This is a genomic window from Rugamonas brunnea, from assembly GCF_014042345.1.
Classification (GTDB): Bacteria; Pseudomonadota; Gammaproteobacteria; order Burkholderiales; family Burkholderiaceae_D; genus Rugamonas; species Rugamonas brunnea.
In genome coordinates, this window is record NZ_JACEZT010000001.1 from 227,769 (window position 1) to 245,156 (window position 17,388).

The 17,388-nt window shown below is 69.3% G+C and carries 9 protein-coding genes; 3 read left to right on the forward strand and 6 right to left on the reverse strand.

Annotation, left to right across the window (positions count from 1 at the left end; translation table 11 throughout):
• Nucleotides 1–78: 78 nt before the first annotated feature.
• The 6 genes from H3H37_RS01055 to H3H37_RS01080 form a co-directional block, all read right to left on the reverse strand.
• Nucleotides 79–552 (reverse strand): molybdenum cofactor biosynthesis protein MoaE, encoded by a 474-nt coding sequence (locus H3H37_RS01055; protein ID WP_182159174.1) that lies wholly within the window; start codon nt 550–552, stop codon nt 79–81.
• Nucleotides 549–3,155 carry a DUF349 domain-containing protein gene (locus H3H37_RS01060; protein ID WP_182159176.1) on the reverse strand — a complete coding sequence of 869 codons (2,607 nt, stop codon included), beginning with the start codon at nt 3,153–3,155 and terminating at the stop codon, nt 549–551. The genes H3H37_RS01055 and H3H37_RS01060 overlap by 4 nt, the downstream gene beginning before the upstream one ends.
• Before the next feature lie 75 nt (nt 3,156–3,230).
• Nucleotides 3,231–3,938, reverse strand: a complete 708-nt coding sequence (locus H3H37_RS01065; protein ID WP_182159178.1) for a hemerythrin domain-containing protein — start codon at nt 3,936–3,938, stop codon at nt 3,231–3,233.
• Nucleotides 3,939–4,107: 169 nt separating this feature from the next.
• Nucleotides 4,108–6,744, reverse strand: a complete 2,637-nt coding sequence (locus H3H37_RS01070) for a bifunctional acetate--CoA ligase family protein/GNAT family N-acetyltransferase (protein ID WP_182159180.1) — start codon at nt 6,742–6,744, stop codon at nt 4,108–4,110.
• A 99-nt stretch (nt 6,745–6,843) separates the two neighbouring features.
• Nucleotides 6,844–7,833 (reverse strand): DUF2804 domain-containing protein, encoded by a 990-nt coding sequence (locus H3H37_RS01075; protein WP_182159182.1) that lies wholly within the window; start codon nt 7,831–7,833, stop codon nt 6,844–6,846.
• Nucleotides 7,830–9,113 carry a winged helix-turn-helix domain-containing protein gene (locus tag H3H37_RS01080; protein ID WP_182159184.1) on the reverse strand — a complete coding sequence of 428 codons (1,284 nt, stop codon included), beginning with the start codon at nt 9,111–9,113 and terminating at the stop codon, nt 7,830–7,832. The genes H3H37_RS01075 and H3H37_RS01080 overlap by 4 nt, the downstream gene beginning before the upstream one ends.
• Before the next feature lie 231 nt (nt 9,114–9,344).
• Between H3H37_RS01080 and H3H37_RS01085 the strand changes: the two genes are divergently transcribed.
• From H3H37_RS01085 to H3H37_RS01095, 3 genes are all read left to right on the forward strand, one after another.
• Nucleotides 9,345–11,984 (forward strand): sensor domain-containing diguanylate cyclase, encoded by a 2,640-nt coding sequence (locus H3H37_RS01085; RefSeq protein WP_182159191.1) that lies wholly within the window; start codon nt 9,345–9,347, stop codon nt 11,982–11,984.
• A 106-nt stretch (nt 11,985–12,090) separates the two neighbouring features.
• On the forward strand, nt 12,091–13,455 hold the full coding sequence (locus H3H37_RS01090; protein ID WP_182159193.1) for an exonuclease SbcCD subunit D C-terminal domain-containing protein: 1,365 nt from the start codon (nt 12,091–12,093) through the stop codon (nt 13,453–13,455).
• A 16-nt stretch (nt 13,456–13,471) separates the two neighbouring features.
• On the forward strand, nt 13,472–17,359 hold the full coding sequence (locus H3H37_RS01095) for an AAA family ATPase (RefSeq protein WP_182159195.1): 3,888 nt from the start codon (nt 13,472–13,474) through the stop codon (nt 17,357–17,359).
• Nucleotides 17,360–17,388: the final 29 nt, after the last annotated feature.

Below are 17,388 nucleotides of genomic sequence, written 5' to 3' on the forward strand. Positions count from 1 at the left end.
TGCCAAGTAGGGCTTGGCCGTCCGTTTTCAAGGAGACTCCTAATTATTTAAACAATCAATGATCCACGTCAAACCTTGTCAAGTACGCCATTTATCGAGCGCCGTTTCGTCCGTCACCCGGGCATCCACCCAACGCGCGCCGTCCGGCGTCTGTTCCTTTTTCCAGAACGGCGCTTCCGTCTTCAGGTAATCGATGATGAACTCGCAGGCCTGGAACGCCTCGCCCCGGTGCGCCGAGGTGACGGCCACCAGCACGATCTGCTCCAGCGGCTTGAGCGGCCCCACGCGGTGGATCACCAGCGCGCCGAAGATGGGCCAGCGCTGGCGGGCCTGCTCGATGATGGTGGCAATCGACTGCTCCGTCATGCCCGGATAGTGTTCGAGCTCCATCTCGGCCACGCTGGCGCCCTCGTTCAGGTCGCGCACCGTGCCCACGAACGTCACCAGCCCGCCCACGCCGGGCTGGCCGGCGCGCAGGGCAGCCACTTCGGCCGTCAGGTCGAAGTCGGCTTCCTGGATGCGCACCTCGCTGCGGAAGGCCATCGCCGTCATGCCGCCTCCGAGGCGCCGATGCGGCGGAACAGGGTCTCGATGCGGCTGGCCGTGCGGGCGTCGGCCAGGGCCGGCATCGCGCACAGTTGCAGGAACTGGTCGGCCTGGGTCTGCGGCTTGTGGCCGGACTTGAGCGACGATTGCAGCACCTCGACCTGCATCTTCAGGCGCTCGCGGGCGAACTCGGCGCCGCTGTCCACGCCGGCCACGATTTCCAGGCGCAGCACTTCGTCGAGCAGGCGGGCGCGGTTGGCCGCCAGCGTGGCGCCGTAGGCGGCGCGCTGGCCGTCCAGCGCTGCCAGGCCGGCCGCCAGGCGCGCGTGCAGGGTCTTGTCGTACTCGGCCGCCAGCGGCGGCAGCGCGCGCCAGCGCCCTTCCCACTCGGCGCCATCAACCGCGTCGCTGCCGGCGATGGCCTGTTCCAACGCCTGCACCAGCCGCAGCTTGTCGCGCAGCGCATTGGCCTGGGCCGCGCCGGCACGGCGGCGGATGGCATCGCCCTGGGCCTGGACGGCCGCCACGGCCGCCTGGTAGCGCTGCGTGATGCGCTGCTCGCTGGCGCGCGGCACCGTGCCGGCGCCGTGCCAGGCGGCGGCCGTGTCGCGCAGCAGCTTGGCCATGGCCGCCAGTTGCGCCTTATCGTCGCCGCTGAAGGTGGCCGTCTCCAGCGCCGCGCACAAATCCTCGCGGGCGTGCAGGTGGACCTTGCGCTCGTGGTCGGCCGCGTGGGCCGTTTCCTTGCGCTTGGCGAAAATGGCGTCGCAGGCGGCCCGGAAGCGCAGCCACAGCGCCTGCTCGGCCTTGCGTTCCAGCGGCAGCGCGCGGGCCTGCTCCTGCCAGCGCTCCTGCAGGTGGCGCAGCTTGTCGAGCGTGTGGCGGTCCGACGGCTGCAACTGTTCCACTTCCGCAATCAGTTGCTCGCGCCGGTCCATTTCGATCCGGCGCTGCTCCGACAGCGGCGCCAGCAACTGGGCCAGCGCCTGGTCGAAGGCCGTGTCGAGCTTCTTCTTGTCCTTGCGGTCGATGGCGCCCAGGCGGCCCCACATCTGGCGCAGGCGCTGCGCGGCGGCGGCGATGTTCTTCCATTCGGCGCCTTCGCTGACCCCGGTCGCCATGGCCTGGGTTTCCTCGATCAGGGCCTGGGCCTTGGCCGCGTTGCTGTGGCGCTCATCGGCCAGGTGCTTGAAGTGGGCGGCGGCCGGCGCGTAGGCGGCCGTGCAGGCGGCGTCGAAGCGCTCCCACAGGCTCTTGGGCGCGTGGCCGGACACGGCGTCCAAGCCTTTCCACCGCTCGCGCATGCTGCCCACCTTCTTGGCCAGCTCGCTCATGGACAGGCCCAGCGACTGCAATTCCTCGACCGCCTTGACCAGTTCCTCGCGCGACACGTTGCCGCCCCAGCGGGCCCAGTTGGCCAGTCGCTTGAGTTCGGCGCGCACGTGGGCCAGGCGGTCGGCCTGGGCCGGCGTCAGGCGACCGCCCTTGTGTTCCTTGAGCCATTTGTCGTGCTCGGAGGCCGCGTGCAGCAGGCCTTGTTCGAGCGCCGCCTCCATCGCGGCCAGCGTGTCGAGGAATTGCTGGCCGACTTGTTTGGGCGCGGAAGCTTCCTTGTTCCCATCCTTGCAGCCGTCCTTGTTCCCGTCCTTGGCACTTTCCCGGGCCGGTTTGCGGACCGGCGCGGCCTCGGATTCGGGCGGCGCCGGCATGCGGGCCAGCACGGCGTCCAGCCCCGCTTGCAGGGCCGTGGCCAGCTCGCCAGCGGGCACGGCGGGCAAGGCGCGCCAGTCGCGGCGGATCTGCTCGGCGTCCAGCGTGGCCGGATCGGCCGCCTGCCAGGCAGCCAGCGCCTGCTGGCGGGCTTCGACGGCGGCCTGGTGCTGCTCCAGTTCGGCCAGCGCGGCGCCGGCCTGTTCCAGCGCGGCGCTGTAATCGCTCAGCAGATGGCGCGGCAACGATGCCTGCTCGGGCGAGGCCAGGAACGTGGCCTGGGCCGCCGTCAGGCGGGCCAGCGCGGCGCCCGCCTCGGCCGGGGCCAGCGCAGCGGCCGGCAGGCGGCGCAGTTCGGCCAGGGCGTCGATCACGCCGCGTTGCAGGGTGACCTGGGCTTCCAGGCGCTGGGCCAGCGCGGCGCGCACGCCTTCGAACGTGGCGGCCAGCTCGGGGCCGGCGGCCGTGATGGTCCACTGGCGGTCCAGTTCGGCCACCTGGTTGGGAGTGAGTTTATCGTCTTGCAACAAACGCTGGGCGCTGGCGATGCAGGCCTGGGCTTTTTCCTGTTCGGCGCGCTGGTAGCGGATGGCGTCGAGCCGGCCTTGCATCAGTTTGGCCACGCGGCGGTCGGTGTTGCGCATGGCTTGCAGGACTTGTTCAAGCAGGGGCTGAGAATGCACGTGTTCGGCGGCGGCCAGGCGCACGCCGGCAAATTCGCTGTGCAAGATCAGTTCGACGGCGGCCGCTTCGTCGCCGTTCAGGGCGCGCGCGCGCTCGGTCTGCTCGTCGCGGCGGGCGGCGCCCTGGGCAGCGGCGGCGGCCGGCTCGGCGGCGGCCATGGCCGCGGCGGCCGCGTCCGGCTTGTCGCCCGCGCGCTTAAAGAGGAATTCGAACATGGTGGGCTTTGCTATCTGGTGGGGGGCTAAAACCACCATGATAGCAAAGCGGACAGATTTTGCTCTGGCGGCGGCCTATCCGGCGCGCACGCGCTGGCGCAGGCGGCGCTCCGGCGCCTGCCGCAACAGGGGCGGCAGGGTCTGCCCGGCGTCCATCCCGGGCAGCGGCAGCACGGCCAGCGCGGGGATGGCGATGCCGTCGGCCGGGCGGTCGTCGCCGCCGTCGCCGGCCATCCCGCCGTCGGCCGCGGTGGACGCCGGCTGCTTGCCGCGCCGTACCTCCTCCAGCTTGGCGTCGTGCAGCATGAACTGGTTGGCGATGGCGAACCAGGCGTCGCCCCCGATCACGCTGCGGGCGATGGCGAACAGTTCCCGCTCCTCCTTCTCCAGCCGCTGCAGCAGGGCCGCGCAGAATGCGTCCACGCTGTCGCAGATCTGGCTGACCTGGGCTTCGTTACCGTCGGCCAGGCCACCCATGCGGGCCTGCATGGCGCGGATCTCGGCCAGCGCCGACTGGTTCAGCCGGTTCAGTTCCTCAATCAGCTGGTCGGCCCGTTCCGTGGCTTGCCGGATGGCGGGGATCAGGTACATCTCGGTCTTGCGCCAGTTGCAGGTCTGGTACAGGCGGTTGAGCATCTCGCAGGCATATTCGAGTTGCCCGATGGTGAGGCTGTTCTGCTGCAATAAAGTGGCGCGCACGTGGTGCTGGAACGACTGCAGACTGATCCGCACCTTGGCTTGCTCCACGGACAGAGCAACCAGTGTGTAAGTGGCCGTTAACATGTGTGTCCCCCGGCTGGCCGGCGCCCGCGTGGCGCTGGCACGGGCAATTGTTGTCTCGGAATTATTGTCTCGCGGAACCGCTCTTGGGGGCGGCAGCGTCAAGCGAGGAACTACCAGTGTAAAGAATTCCGACAACGCCGTCTTTTGCAATATCAAATGCTGCGCCGCATCAGTTGACTCCCTGCAACGGTAGGCGCAGGTTGACCATGCCCGCCTCCGCATGGGGCAGCACGGCGCCGCCGAAGTGGCGCACCAGGTCTTGCACACCGTTGTTTTCTGACAAAGCCTCGCCGCTCAGTTCGGCCGTACCCCGGCCACGGAAATAGTCGACCAGCTTCTGGAACAGGATACGTCCCAGGCCCAGGCCCTTGAGGTCGGAGCGCACGATGATGGCGAATTCCGCGCTCTGATTGTCGGCGTCGACCACGGCCCGCACCACGCCCAGCGTTTCGGGCTGGCCGTCGGCGCCGGTGCCGGTGGCGATGAAGGCCATGGCGCGGTCGTAATCGATCTGGGTCAGGCGCGCCAGCTGCGACGGCGGCAACTCGCGCATGGCCGAGAAGAAGCGCAGCCGCACGTCGTCCGGCGCCAGCGCGCGGAAGAATGCCAGGTGCTGGGGCGCGTCCTCCGGCCGGATCGGGCGCAGCACGATGGTGCGGCCCTGCCACGCCAGCTCCTGCTCCAGTTCCTGCGGATAGGGGCGGATCGCCATGGTATCGGTGGCACGCGGCGGCGCCAGCCGGATGTCGGCGTCCAGCGCCAGCACGCCATCGGCGTCGGCCAGCAGCGGATTGATTTCCAGTTCGGCCAGCTCGGGCAGGTCGGCCACCATCTCAGCCACCTGCACCAGCACCCGGCCGATGGCCTCCAGGTCGGCCGGCGCATGGCCGCCATAGCCAGCAAGCAGGCGCGCCACCCGGGTGCGCCCCACCATGTCGCGCGCCAGCACCATGTTCAGCGGCGGCAGGCCGGCCACGCGGTCGTCGGCCATCTCGGCCGCTTCGGCCGCCGGGCCGCCCTGGCCGAACAGGATCACGGGGCCGAACACGGCGTCGGCCCGGACCCGGATCGCCAGCTCCTGCGCCTGCGGGCGGCGCGCCATCTGCTGCACGGCGAAGCCGGGACCGGCCGCCGGCCGCAGCCGCCGCACCCGCTCGCGCATGGCGCAGGCGGCCGCGTGCAGCATGGCGTCGTCCTCCAGGTCCAGCACCACGCCGCCCACGTCGGCCTTGCGGCCGATGTCGTGGGCGCCCGCCTTGAGCGCGACCGGATAGCCGATGCGGCGCGCCGCCGCCAGCGCCTGCTCGGCGTCGGCGGCGAATTCCGTGGCCGCCATCGGGATGCGGTAGGCGGCCAGCAGCGCGCAGGTGTCGCGCGCGTCGAGCGCCGTGTGGCCGGCCGCCAGCGCGGCCGACACCAGCGCCTGGGCCGCCGCCCGCTGCGGCGCGGCGGCGGCCGGCACCCGTGCCGGCACCTCCATCAGCAAATCCTGGTTGCGGCGGTACTGCACGATCTGCAGGAAGCCATGCACGGCTTTTTCCGGCGTGTCGTAGGTGGGCAGGCCGGCGTCGCTGAACACCTGGCGGGCCGCCGCCACGGAACGCCCGCCCAGCCAGCACGACAGCACGTTGCGGCTGGCGGCCCGCAATTGCGGCGCCAGCGCCTCGGCGATCAGGGCGCTGGGCACCATGGCCGTGGGCGCGTGCAGGAACAGCAAGGCGTCTGCCTGCGGCTCGTGCAACAGCGCGTCGACGGCGCCGCTGTAGCGCTCCACAGGGGCGTCAGCCAGCAGGTCGAGCGGGTTGGCCTGGGGCGCCTGCAACTGGCGCAGCCGCTCCAGCGTTTCCGGCGACAGCGCGGCCAGACGGGCGCCGCCCGCTTGCAGCGCGTCGGCCGCGATCAGTCCCAGGCCGCCACCGTTGGTCAGCACGGCCAGCCGCTCACCGCGCTGCTGGCGCGCGCGCGCCAGCGTTTCGACCGCGTCGAACAGGTCTTCCGTCGAATACACGCGCAGCATGCCGGCACGGCGGATGGCCGCGTCGAACGCCAGCTCGGCCTCCGGCTCCGGATCGCGCCCCACCTTGAGCACGATCACCGGCTTGCCGCGCGCGGCCAGCCGGCCGGCCGACATGAACTTGCGCGCGCAACTGACGCGCTCCACGCACAGCAGGATGGCGCCGGTGTCGTTGTCGGCCGCCAGGTAATCGAGCAGGTCGCCGAAATCGACGTCGGCGCCCTCGCCCATGGCGACGAAGGTGGAAAAGCCGATGCCGCGCAGGCTGGCCCAGTCCAGCACCGCCGTGCCCAGCGCGCCCGACTGCGACACGAAGGCCAGCTTGCCGGCCGCCGCCGCCAGGTGGGTGAAGCTGGCGTTCAGGCCCAGCGCCGGCACCTGCAGGCCCACGCTGCCGGGGCCCAGGATGCGCATCCGGTGCCGGCGGGCCGCCTCCAGCATGGCTTGGCGCGCACTGCGTCCGCCCGAGCGATGGGCATCCAGACCGGCCGTCATGACGATGGCGGCGCGGGTGCCGCGCGCGCCCAGCTCGGCGACCAGGCCGGCGATGGTGGCCGGTGGCGTGCACAGGATGGCCAGCTCCGGCGCGGACGGCAGTGCACCCACCTTGCCGTAGCAACGCAGGCCGTGCAGGCTGTCGTGGCGCGGGTTGACCGGCCACAGCGCGCCGGCGTAGCCGCCTTCGGCCAGGTTGGCCAGCACGCGGGTGCCGATGCGCTGCGGTTTGTCGGACGCGCCGATCACGGCCACCGAGGCCGGTGCGAACAGATGCTTGAAATGTCTGGTACTCATGCCATTCCTTACCGGCTCACGCCGCGCTGTGCTGCTGATGCTAATGCTGTCCTGGATGCCGATGCCATCGCTGATCCCGGCGCGGATGCCGCGCGCCGCTTACCAGCGCGAACTGTGGTCTTCCGTCACCCCGACCAGCTGGTTGACCATGCGCTTGGGCGCATCGGGCGCCGTGCGCACCCAGCCGCTGAAGGTGCCGATCGGCTGCAGATAGCGGCTGGCCGCCACCACCAGGTTCTTGTTCTCGCGCCGCGCGCCTTCTGGCGTGAAGTACAGTTCCAGCTGGTCGTCCTCGGTGAAGATGTGCCAGCGCGATAGCGGGTCGCTGTTATCGTACAGGAAGTGGGCCGGCCCCAGCGCGTGCAGCTGGCCGTCCAGCCACAGCGCGTTCTCGTTGGCGCCGAAATAACCGGCCTGCAGGTTGAAGCCCACCTCCAGATTGTGGCCCGAGGCCCAGCGCCACGCGGTTTCGCGCGCCAGCAAACCGTTGGAGTAATCGAAGCTGGCAACGCCGCCGGCGAGGTCGTATTCGTCGCGGAAAGTGCGCACCTGTCCCGTGACCGGCATGGCGGTCGACTTCTGCGTGGCGTGTACGGAGCCTTTGGCCGCGGCGCCGCAGGCCAGCAGCAGTGGCGCCGTGCCGGGGCCGAATTCGGCATCGATTTCCAGGTAGTCGCAACGCAGCGCGAGCCGGTAACGGCCCGGTTCCGGGCTGTCGATGGCGATATCGCTGCGGCGTGTCTTGAAGCGGCTGGCGCCGGCCGCGTTGTCGGCCAGCGTGGCCGACAGTCCCGGCAAACCGTCCTGCGAGAAATTGGCCAGCATGTCGCCGTCGTCGCGGTCGAAGGCGTAGGCGAAGGCGGTACTGGTCCAGCCCACGTCGACAATGGCGACGGCGCAGAAGATGCGCTCCGTGCCCAGCGCGATGTAGTGCCAGCGCTTGTGGTGGAAGCGGCGCCACACGGCGTTGCGGGCATACGGTGACGCCAGCCGGGGCCAGTCGAACTGGTCGACCTGGCCCGCGTAGCGGCCAAACAGGGGCTGGCCGTCGGGGCCGATCAGGCTGGCGGGGGCGGCGGGCAAAATCATGCGGTGTGTTCTCTCTGTTCTTGTTGTGCGAAGTTGGGTTGGTGTTTGGGTTGGGCTTCAAGTTGTGCCCTGAGCAGTGGTGCGAACTGTGCCGGCACAGTGGCGTTCACTTGCACGCACGGGCAGCCGTGCCATTGCGCACAGCGCTGCAGGGCGGCCGCCACGTCGCGCACGAAGCGCTCGCTCAGGCGCGCGTCCGGCTCCAGCGCCAGCGACTTGAGCTCGAAGATGCCGGCGCGGCGGTGCGCCTTGGCGTCCACCCGCCCCACCAGCGCGCCCCGGCGCAGGATGGGCAAGGTGAAGTAGCCATAGCGGCGTTGTCCGGCCGGCGTGTAGCATTCGAGCCGGTAATCGAAGCCGAACAGTTCCTGGGCCCGGCGGCGGTCCCACACCACCGGATCGAACGGCGACAGGATGGTGCTCAGGGTGGGCGTGAGCGCGCCGGCGGCGGCCGCTTCCAGCAGTCCCGCGTGGTCCGGGTGCACGTACACGGGATCGTCCCAGCCGGCCACGCGCGCCTCCAGCAGCGCGCCTTCGGCCACCAGCGTGCGCGGGTCCAGCCGTGGCGGACGGGTACGGAAGTAGTCGCTGATCCAGCTGGCGCGGGCCAGGCCCAGCGCCTTGACGGCCTTCAGCACCAGCGTGCGGCGGGTCTGCTCCATGGACGGCATGCGGCTGTCATCCCAGCCTGGCAGCACCCGCTCGGCCAGGTCGTACACGCGCTGGAAGTTGTGGCGGCGCGCGATCATCAGCACCCCGGCCGTGAACAGCACTTCCAGCGAGCGTTTTTCCGGCTTCCAGCCCCACCAGCCGCCGGCCTGGCCGTCGGTGCGTTCGAAATCGGCCGAACGCACCGGCCCGTGGGCGCGGATGTGGGCCAGCACGGCGTCAACGTCGGCGCGCCGCTCGCGCATCCACGTCTCCGAATACTTCCAGCCCATGGAACCGGGATCGATCATCCTGTGCCGGTACAGTCCATAGTCCTCCACCGGGATGAAGCAAGCCTCGTGGGCCCAGTATTCAAACAGTTCGCCGCGCGCCAGCGCCTGTTCCAGCCACACCTGCGGATAGTCGCCCAGGCGGCTCCACAGCACCAGGTAGGGACTGCGCGCGACCACGTGGATGGTGTCGATCTGCAGCACGCCCATCTGGCGGATGGCGGCCAGCACGTCGGCCTGGACGGCCTTGCGGCGACGCGGCTGCAACAAGCCCTGGGCGGCCAGGTGCAGCGCGCGGGCCGCCGCCAGGGTCAACGTCGGTACAGTCGTCGGTACTGTCAAATCCTGCTTCCTCAGGTGGGGCCGGCGGCGGCGCTGTGGGCGAAACGGCTATTCTAATAAAGAAATCAACATTGCCTGTATTTTTTGTGCCACCAAAGTGATGCCTTGCGTCACATTATTTTCCCGTGCGCGCCACCCAAGGCGGGCAAATCCGTGCAGAATAAGCGAAATCGTCCTGAAGACGGCCTGCCCGCGGCACGCCGCCGCCGATGCGGGGAATGCAGAACACTCATGACACGGATCGCCATCAGCCCTGCCCTGCGCTTCCTGCGCCGCCTGTATCGCTGGATACTGCTACCGGTGTTTGCGCTGGCGCTTTTGGCCACCATGTGGACGGCCGTGGTGTACCAGGTGGGCCAGGAGCGCCAGAACGCCCACGCCGAGGCGGTGCTGCGCAGCCAGTCGCTGGCGCGCACGCTGGCCGAACATGCCACCCATCTGCTGCGCCAGACGGACCACGCCACCCAACTGTTCAAGCTCAAATACGAGGAAACTGGCGGCGCGCTGCGGCTGGCCGAATTCAGCCGCCGCAATGGCCTGCTCGATTCGCTGCTGCCCACGCGGCTGGAACTGCCCATGGCTTTGCTCGATGCGCACGGTAATGTGGTCGACAGCATGAACGGCTATTTCGCCCCCGGCATCGGCCAGCAAGCGTTCTTCCGCACCCACGCCGGCACGCCCGAGGACACCACGCTGGTGGCCACGCCGGTGGTGGAAGCGGCCACCAAGAAGTGGCAGATCCAGTTGTCGCGCCGCCTGAACGCGCGCGACGGCAGCTTCGCCGGCGTGTTCCTGATCATGATCGATCCGGCCATCTTCGTGGAGGATTACGACCGCCTCAACGTCGAGGACCTGGGCGCCGTGCTGCTGGTGAGCCGCGACAGCGGCCTGTCCACGGGCCGGGTGGACGAACGCCTGATCATCAGCGACACGCTCGACTTCAGCCCGGCCACCGACAGCGCCGATGAATTGCTGCTCAAGCAGCCGTTCGACGCCGTGGAGCGCATCTACAGTTACCGCGACCTGCCGCGCTACGGGCTGACGGCGGTGGTGGGCATCACCTCGCGCGAGGCGCTCACCCGTTTCACCCACCAGCGCAACGTCTATTTCGGCGCCTGCACGGTGGCCTCGTTGCTGGTGCTGCTGTTCGTCGGCCTGCTGATGCAGCAGGCGCAGCGCCTGCGCCGCAGCGCGCGCCAGGTGAGCGAGGCCCAACTGATGCTGCGCGCGGCCGCCAACGCCAGCCTGGACGCCGTTTTCCTGCTGCGCGCCTGCCGCGCCCACGAGAAGCCGCACCCCATCGTCAACTTCACCTTCGCCGACCTGAACGAGCGCGGCGCGCAACTGCTGGGCCGCAGCCGCGACGAGCTGCTGGGCCTGCGCGCGCTGGACGTCCTGCCGGCCCTGCGCGAACGAGGCTTCCTGGAGAAATACCTGCGTGTGCTGCAAACGGGCCTGCCGCTGGAGGAAGAATTCGAAGCCGATTTCCTGCCCGGTCCACCGCGCTGGCTGCGGCACCAGATCGTCGCCATCGACAACGGCGTGGCCGTGACCACGCGCGACATCACGGCCCGCAAGGAGAGTGAACTGGCGATGCGCAAGAACCAGGCCGAACTGGCCGCCGTCAACGACGCCTCGCCGCTGGGGATGATCCGGGCCGACCGCGCCGGCCACTGCACCTACGTCAACCGCACTTTCGAAGCCATCACGGGGCTGACCCGCGAGCAGGCGCTGGGCGACGCCTGGATGGACGCCGTGCACCCGAACGACCGCCAGGAACTGACCGCCTCGCTGCAGCGCATGGCCGAGACGCGCGAGCCGCTGCAGGACACCGTGCGCTGCCTGCGCCCGGACGGCGAAGTGACCTGGATCTCGTTCAAGGTGGCCGCCATGACGGTCGACGGCAAACTGTATGGCTACGTCGGCACGCTGGACGACATCACGCTGATACGCAAATCCTTGATGGCGCTGCGCGAGAGCGAGGCGCGGCTGCGCACCATCACCGACACGCTGCCGGCCATGATTGCCTATATCGATTTCGAGGAAATCTACCGCTTCCACAACATCGCCTACGAGCGCGAATTCAACCGCGCCGGCCTGCACGTGCAGGGCAAGACCGTGCGCGAGACCATCGGCGAGGAGCGCTACGCCTTCCTGGCGCCCTACATCCGCCGCGTGCTGTGCGGCGAGACGCTGTCGTTCGAGGAGGAGGACAGCAGCCACGGTTACGAGCGCACGTTCGAAGTGGTCTACATTCCGCAGCACGACGTGGACGGCATCACCGTCATCGGCTTCCACGTCATGCGCCAGGACATCACCGCGCAAAAGCGCGAGAAGCAGCGCCTGCTCAAGCTGTCGCAGATCGACGCGCTGACGGGGCTGACCAACCGCGCCGGCTTCCTGCAAAAGCTGCACGACGCCATGGCCGCGTGCCGCGAGAACGCCAGCATGATGGCCGTGATGTACATGGACATCGACCGCTTCAAGCCCGTCAACGACACCTACGGCCACAGTGTGGGCGACGCGCTGCTCAAGTCGTTCTCGGCGCGGCTGACCCACACCATGCGCGCCAGCGACACCATCGCCCGGCTGGGCGGCGACGAGTTCACCATCATCATGGAGCGCGTCAGCCGCACCGAGGACGCGGCCATGCTGGCCGGGAAGATCGTCAGCGCCATGCAGGCGCCGTTCAACCTCGATGGCACGGTGGTCTCCGTGTCGGCCAGTATCGGCCTGACCTTCTACAGCGACGAGGACATGACGCCGGCCGAACTGCTCAACCGGGCCGACGTGCTGCTGTACGAAGCCAAGCAGGCCGGCCGCAACACCTTCAGGGCCGGGCCGCCGCAACCCGTGGTTCACGCGGCCTGACCGGGCGGCCGGATGCGGGCCGCGGCCCCGATCACGACTGCGTCAAACCGCGACCGCCCGTCTTGCGCTATATTGTGCGCTTTACCGCCCGCGCCACCCATTCTTCATGCGTCTGCTGCACACTTCCGATTGGCATCTGGGCCAGTCACTCCATAATTTCGACCGCGCCTACGAACACCAGTGCTTCCTGGACTGGCTGCTCGACACCCTCGTCGCGCAGCAGGTCGACGCGCTGCTGATCGCCGGCGATGTATTCGACAACGCCAATCCATCGGCCGCGTCGCAGCACCAGCTGTACCGTTTCCTGCGCCAGGCCAGCGAACGGGTGCCGCACCTGAACCTGATCGTCATCGCCGGCAACCACGATTCGCCGGGACGGCTGGAGGCGCCCGGCCCGTTGCTCGAAGCGCACGGCACGCGGGTGGTGGGCAGCGTGCGGCGCGGCGCAGATGGCGAGATCGACCTGGAACAACTGGTGCTGCCCCTGACGGACCGTGATGGCGCCGTACGGGCATGGTGCCTGGCCGTGCCCTTCCTGCGCCCGGGCGACGTGCCGCGCGTGAGCGCCGCTGCCGGAACAAGGGAAGCCGACGACGTCCGGGCTGCGGAATCCGGCGACACCGGCACAATGGGATCCGGCAGCACCGAGACGGCGGCAGCCGGCGATGCCGGGGCGGCGGAAGCGCCGGCGCCGGAACAACAGCAGGCCGGCGATCCCTACCTGGCCGGCATCGCCCTGCTCTACCAGCAGGCATTGGCGCTGGCGGAAGCGCGCCGCCAGCCAGGGCAAGCCATCGTGGCCATGGGCCATTGCCACATGGTCGATGGCCAGATGTCGAACGACTCGGAGCGCCGCATCGTCATCGGCGGCACGGAGATGCTGCCGGCCGGGATCTTCGGCCCCGCCATCGCCTATGCGGCGCTGGGGCACTTGCACCTGGCGCAGGCGGTAGGCAAACAGCAGCACATTCGCTACTGCGGCAGCCCGATCCCGCTGTCGTTCGCGGAGGTGGGCTACCAGCACCAGGTGCTGCTGATCGATGTGGCCGACGAACAGGTGAGCGCGATCACGCCGCTGCCGGCGCCGCGCGCCGTGCCGCTGCTGCGAATTCCGGCCAAACCGGCGCCGCTGGCACAGGTGCTGGAGGAACTGGCCGCGCTGGCGCCCGCGCCGGCCGAACCGCACGCCCAGCCATTGCTGGAAGTGCGGGTGCTGCTGGACGCGCCCGAACCGGGACTGCGCGCCCGCATCGAAGAAGCCCTCGACGGCAAGCCAGTGCGGCTGGCCAAGATCGAAACGTCCAGCGCAGCGCGTGAAGCCAGCCAGCATGACCCGGCCATGACACTGGACCAGCTGGCCCAGTTGAAACCGGACGACATCTTCAAGCGCCTGTATGCGCAAAAATTCGGCAACGACGCGCCCGCCGACCAGTTGAGCGCCTTCGCCGAGCTGATGCTGCCCGGCGCCTGACTCTCCCGATCACACCATGAAGATACTAAACATCCGGGGCAAGAACCTGGCCTCGCTGGCCGGCGAATTCCAGGTCGATTTCGAAGCCGGGCCTCTGGCCTCGTCCGGCCTGTTCGCCATCAGCGGCCCCACCGGCGCGGGCAAGAGCACCCTGCTCGACGCCCTGTGCCTGGCCCTGTACGACGCCACCCCGCGCCTGCTCAAGGTGCAAGGCCGCAGCGTGCTGCCCGACGTGGGCGCCGAAACCATCTCGACCCAGGACCCGCGCAACCTGCTGCGGCGCGGCACGGCCGAAGGCTACGCGGAAGTCGATTTCGTCGGCAACGACGGCGCCCGCTACCGCGCGCGCTGGAGCGTGCGGCGTTCGCGCACCCGGACCGAAGGCGCACTGCAACCGACGGCCATGAGCCTGCTCCTGCTGCCGGCCCTGCAACCCGTGGGCGGCACCAAGACCGAAGTCAAGGCGGCGATCGAACAACGCATCGGCCTGTCGTTCGACCAGTTCACGCGCGCCGTGCTGCTGGCCCAGAATGAATTTTCCACCTTCCTGAAGGCGGAAGACAATGAACGCGGCGAACTGCTGGAAACGCTCACCGGCAGCACCGTCTACAGCGACATCTCGATCCGCGCGTTCGAACGGGCCAAGCTGGAACAAGCCAGGCTGCAGCAACTGAACCTGCGCCTGGCGGACCAGAAACCGCTGAGCGCCGAGGAACGGGCCGGATACGAACAGCGCCACGCGAACGCCCAGGCGAGGTTGGCCCAACTGGACCAGCGCAAGGCCGCGCTGGAACAGCAGCTGCGCTGGCATCAGCACGCCGGACAACTGCGTGCGGCTGAACAACAGGCGCAGCAGGCCTGGCAAGCCAGCGTGGCCGACGTGGAGGCGGCGGCGCCTCGCCGCACCGCGCTGGCGCGGATCGAGGCGGTGCAGGCGGCGCGTCCGCTGGCCGACGAGATGGCGCGCGTCGCCGGCGAGATCACCCGTACCGAGGCGGCCATCGCCACCCGCAAGGACGAAGCGGCACAGGCCCGGATGGCGCAGCAACAGGCGACGGACGCGCTGGCGCAGGCTGCGGCGCAACTGCTGGACGCAGAACAAGCGCACCGCGCCGCCATGCCGCAACTGGACCAGGCCAAGGCACTCGATGCGCGCATCGACACCATGATGCCAGCCTACCGCGAGGCCGCCGGCCGGCGCGAACAGGCCGATGCGGCGGAGTCGCAGGCCGGCGCAGCGCTGCGCGACAAGCAGGAACAGCGCCGCAAGCTGCAAGCGGCACAGGAAAGCGCCGCCGCCTGGCTGCAACAACACCAGCAATGGCAAACACTGGCCAGATCTTGGGAGCGCTGGGACGTATTATTCGTGCAGGCCGGACAGGCCGCCTCGCAGGCGGAAAAGCTGGCGCGTGAACTGGCGCGGGCCCAGCGCGCCGCCCAGGCCCAGCGCGACCAGCAGGAACAGGCAGGCGCGCGCTTGGCCGCATCAGCCGCCAACATGCAGGCGCTGGAAGTGAAGCGCCAGCAAGCCATCCAGGCGCTGGCGTCCTGCTCGGAAGAACGCCTGCCAGAACGCCGCAGCCAACTGGAGCAGCGGCGCGACGCACTGGCCAGCGCGGAAAAACTGTGGCTGGAACGCGATGCACGGCAGCGCCGCAGCAGCCAGCTGGACACCCAATCGGCCCAGCTGCAACAAGCCAAGGCCACGGCGGAAACGCAACTGGCGCTGGCCCAGCGCGACCACGTGGGCATCATGGCCGCGCTCGCGCAAGCCGAGCGCGCATTGAAGCTGGTCGAAGCGGCTTGTGCGGAAAGCGTGGAGAAGCTGCGCGCCACGCTGGAAGACGACACGCCCTGCCCCGTCTGCGGCGCGCACGATCATCCCTACCGTCACGAGGACGGCGCCCTGCAAGCCACGCTGGCGGGGCTGCGAGAGGAAGTGGTGCGCTGCCGCGAGCAGATGCTGGCCAACGCCAACGCGCAGGGCGACCAGCGCGCCGCGGTTCAATCCTGCCTGGAACAACTAAGCGTGATCGCGGCCGAAAGCCGTACCGTCCACGAGGCGCTGCACGTGGCCGACGCGGCATGGCGCAGCCACCCGCTGGCAGACACGGATGCGTCGTCCACCCTGCCCGAGGACGCGCAGCGCGCTGCATGGTTCGAAGATCAACTGGCCGCCGTGCGCGCCGGATTACAACAGGTCGAACAGCAGGAAGCAGCCATGCGGGCCGCCGCCGCCGCGCGCGACCAGGCGCAGCTGGCCTGCGACCAGGCCGGCGCCGAACACGCGCGCTTGCAGGAACAGGCCAGCGCGGCCCAGACGGCATTGGCCGGCATGGCGGCCGAACTCAAGGCGCTGGATGAACAGCGCATTGAAGTGGCGCTGCAACTGGCCGCCTTGCTCGACGACCTGAACCCGGCCTTCAGCGGTGGCGACATCCCGGTCGAGGACTGGCGCGACGACTGGCGCAGCGGGCCGGCCCGCTTTTATGAAGCGCGCAAGGCTGAAAGCCGTAGCTGGCTGGCCCAGCACGAGGCGAGCGAACAGCGCGCCGTGGCGCTGGCCACCGCCGACGTCGAACTGCAAGCGCTGATGGCCGCGCAAGACAAGGCAGCCCAGGACGCGGCGGCGGCCCGGCAAGCCTTCAACCAGGCCGACAGCACGCTGCGCGCCGCGCAGGACGCACGCATCGCGCTCTGGGGCGGCAAGCCAGTGAACGACATTGAACACGCGCTGCAGGCGGCCATCGACGCCGCCCGCGACAGCGTCGCAGCCCAGCAAACCAGGGGACAGCAGGCGGCGCACAACGCTGCGCGGCTGGATGAAGCGTTGGCACAAGCACAATCCAGCCTGGCCGGACTGCGCGAAGCGGCGCAGACGGCCAGCGACAACTTCGACCACTGGCGCCTGTCCTACAACCAGCGCCAGCCCGACACGCCGCTGGCCGATGCGGCGCAACTACAGGCGCTGCTGAACCATACGCCGCAAGACATCCGCGCCGAACGCGACGCCTTGCAAGCGCTGGACAGCGCCGCTGGCAATGCGGCCGCCGTGCTGCGCGAACGCCAGGAGCAGCACGCGCAGCACCTGCGCAGCGCGCCGCCGGCACTGGATGGGGACACAGACCCGCTGGAAGACAACGCCACGGCCGCAGCAAGTGGGGGCGAGGCCAGCCAGGAGCAGACCGCACTCCCGGCTGATGGCAGCGAAGAAACGCCACCAAAGGACGATCCGGCCACCCGCATCGCGCATCGCTTGCAGGCGCTGGCCGCGCGCCGCACCGAGGCCGACGAGGCGGCCATTGCATCGCGGCTCGCGCTGGAACAGGACAACGCGAAGCGCCGCCAGGCCCAGGCCATGTTGGCGGAGATCGAGCAACAGGAAGCAATTGAACAGCGGTGGGCGCGCATGAACGAGTTGATTGGTTCGGCCGACGGCAAGAAATTCCGCAACTACGCGCAGCAATTCACGCTTGAGGTGTTGCTCGGCTACGCCAACGCGCACCTCAAGCAACTGGCCCGCCGCTACCAGCTCGAACGCATCGTCAATCCGGCCAACCCGTCGCTCGGCCTGCTCGTGCGCGACCAGGACATGGGCGGCGAGATGCGCTCCGTGCACTCGCTGTCGGGCGGCGAATCGTTCCTCGTGTCGTTGGCGCTGGCACTGGGACTGGCGTCGCTGTCATCCAACCGGGTGCGGGTGGAGTCGCTGTTCATCGACGAAGGTTTCGGCAGCCTGGATGCGGATACGCTGCGGGTGGCCATGGATGCGCTGGACGGCCTGCAATCGATGGGACGCAAGGTCGGCGTGATCTCGCACGTGCAGGAGATGACGGATCGTATCGCCGCCAAGATCCTGGTCCAGCCATCGGCCGGGGGCAAGAGCGTCGTCACCGTAGAATAAGGCCATCGCACGGGACGGCCCCAGCGCGC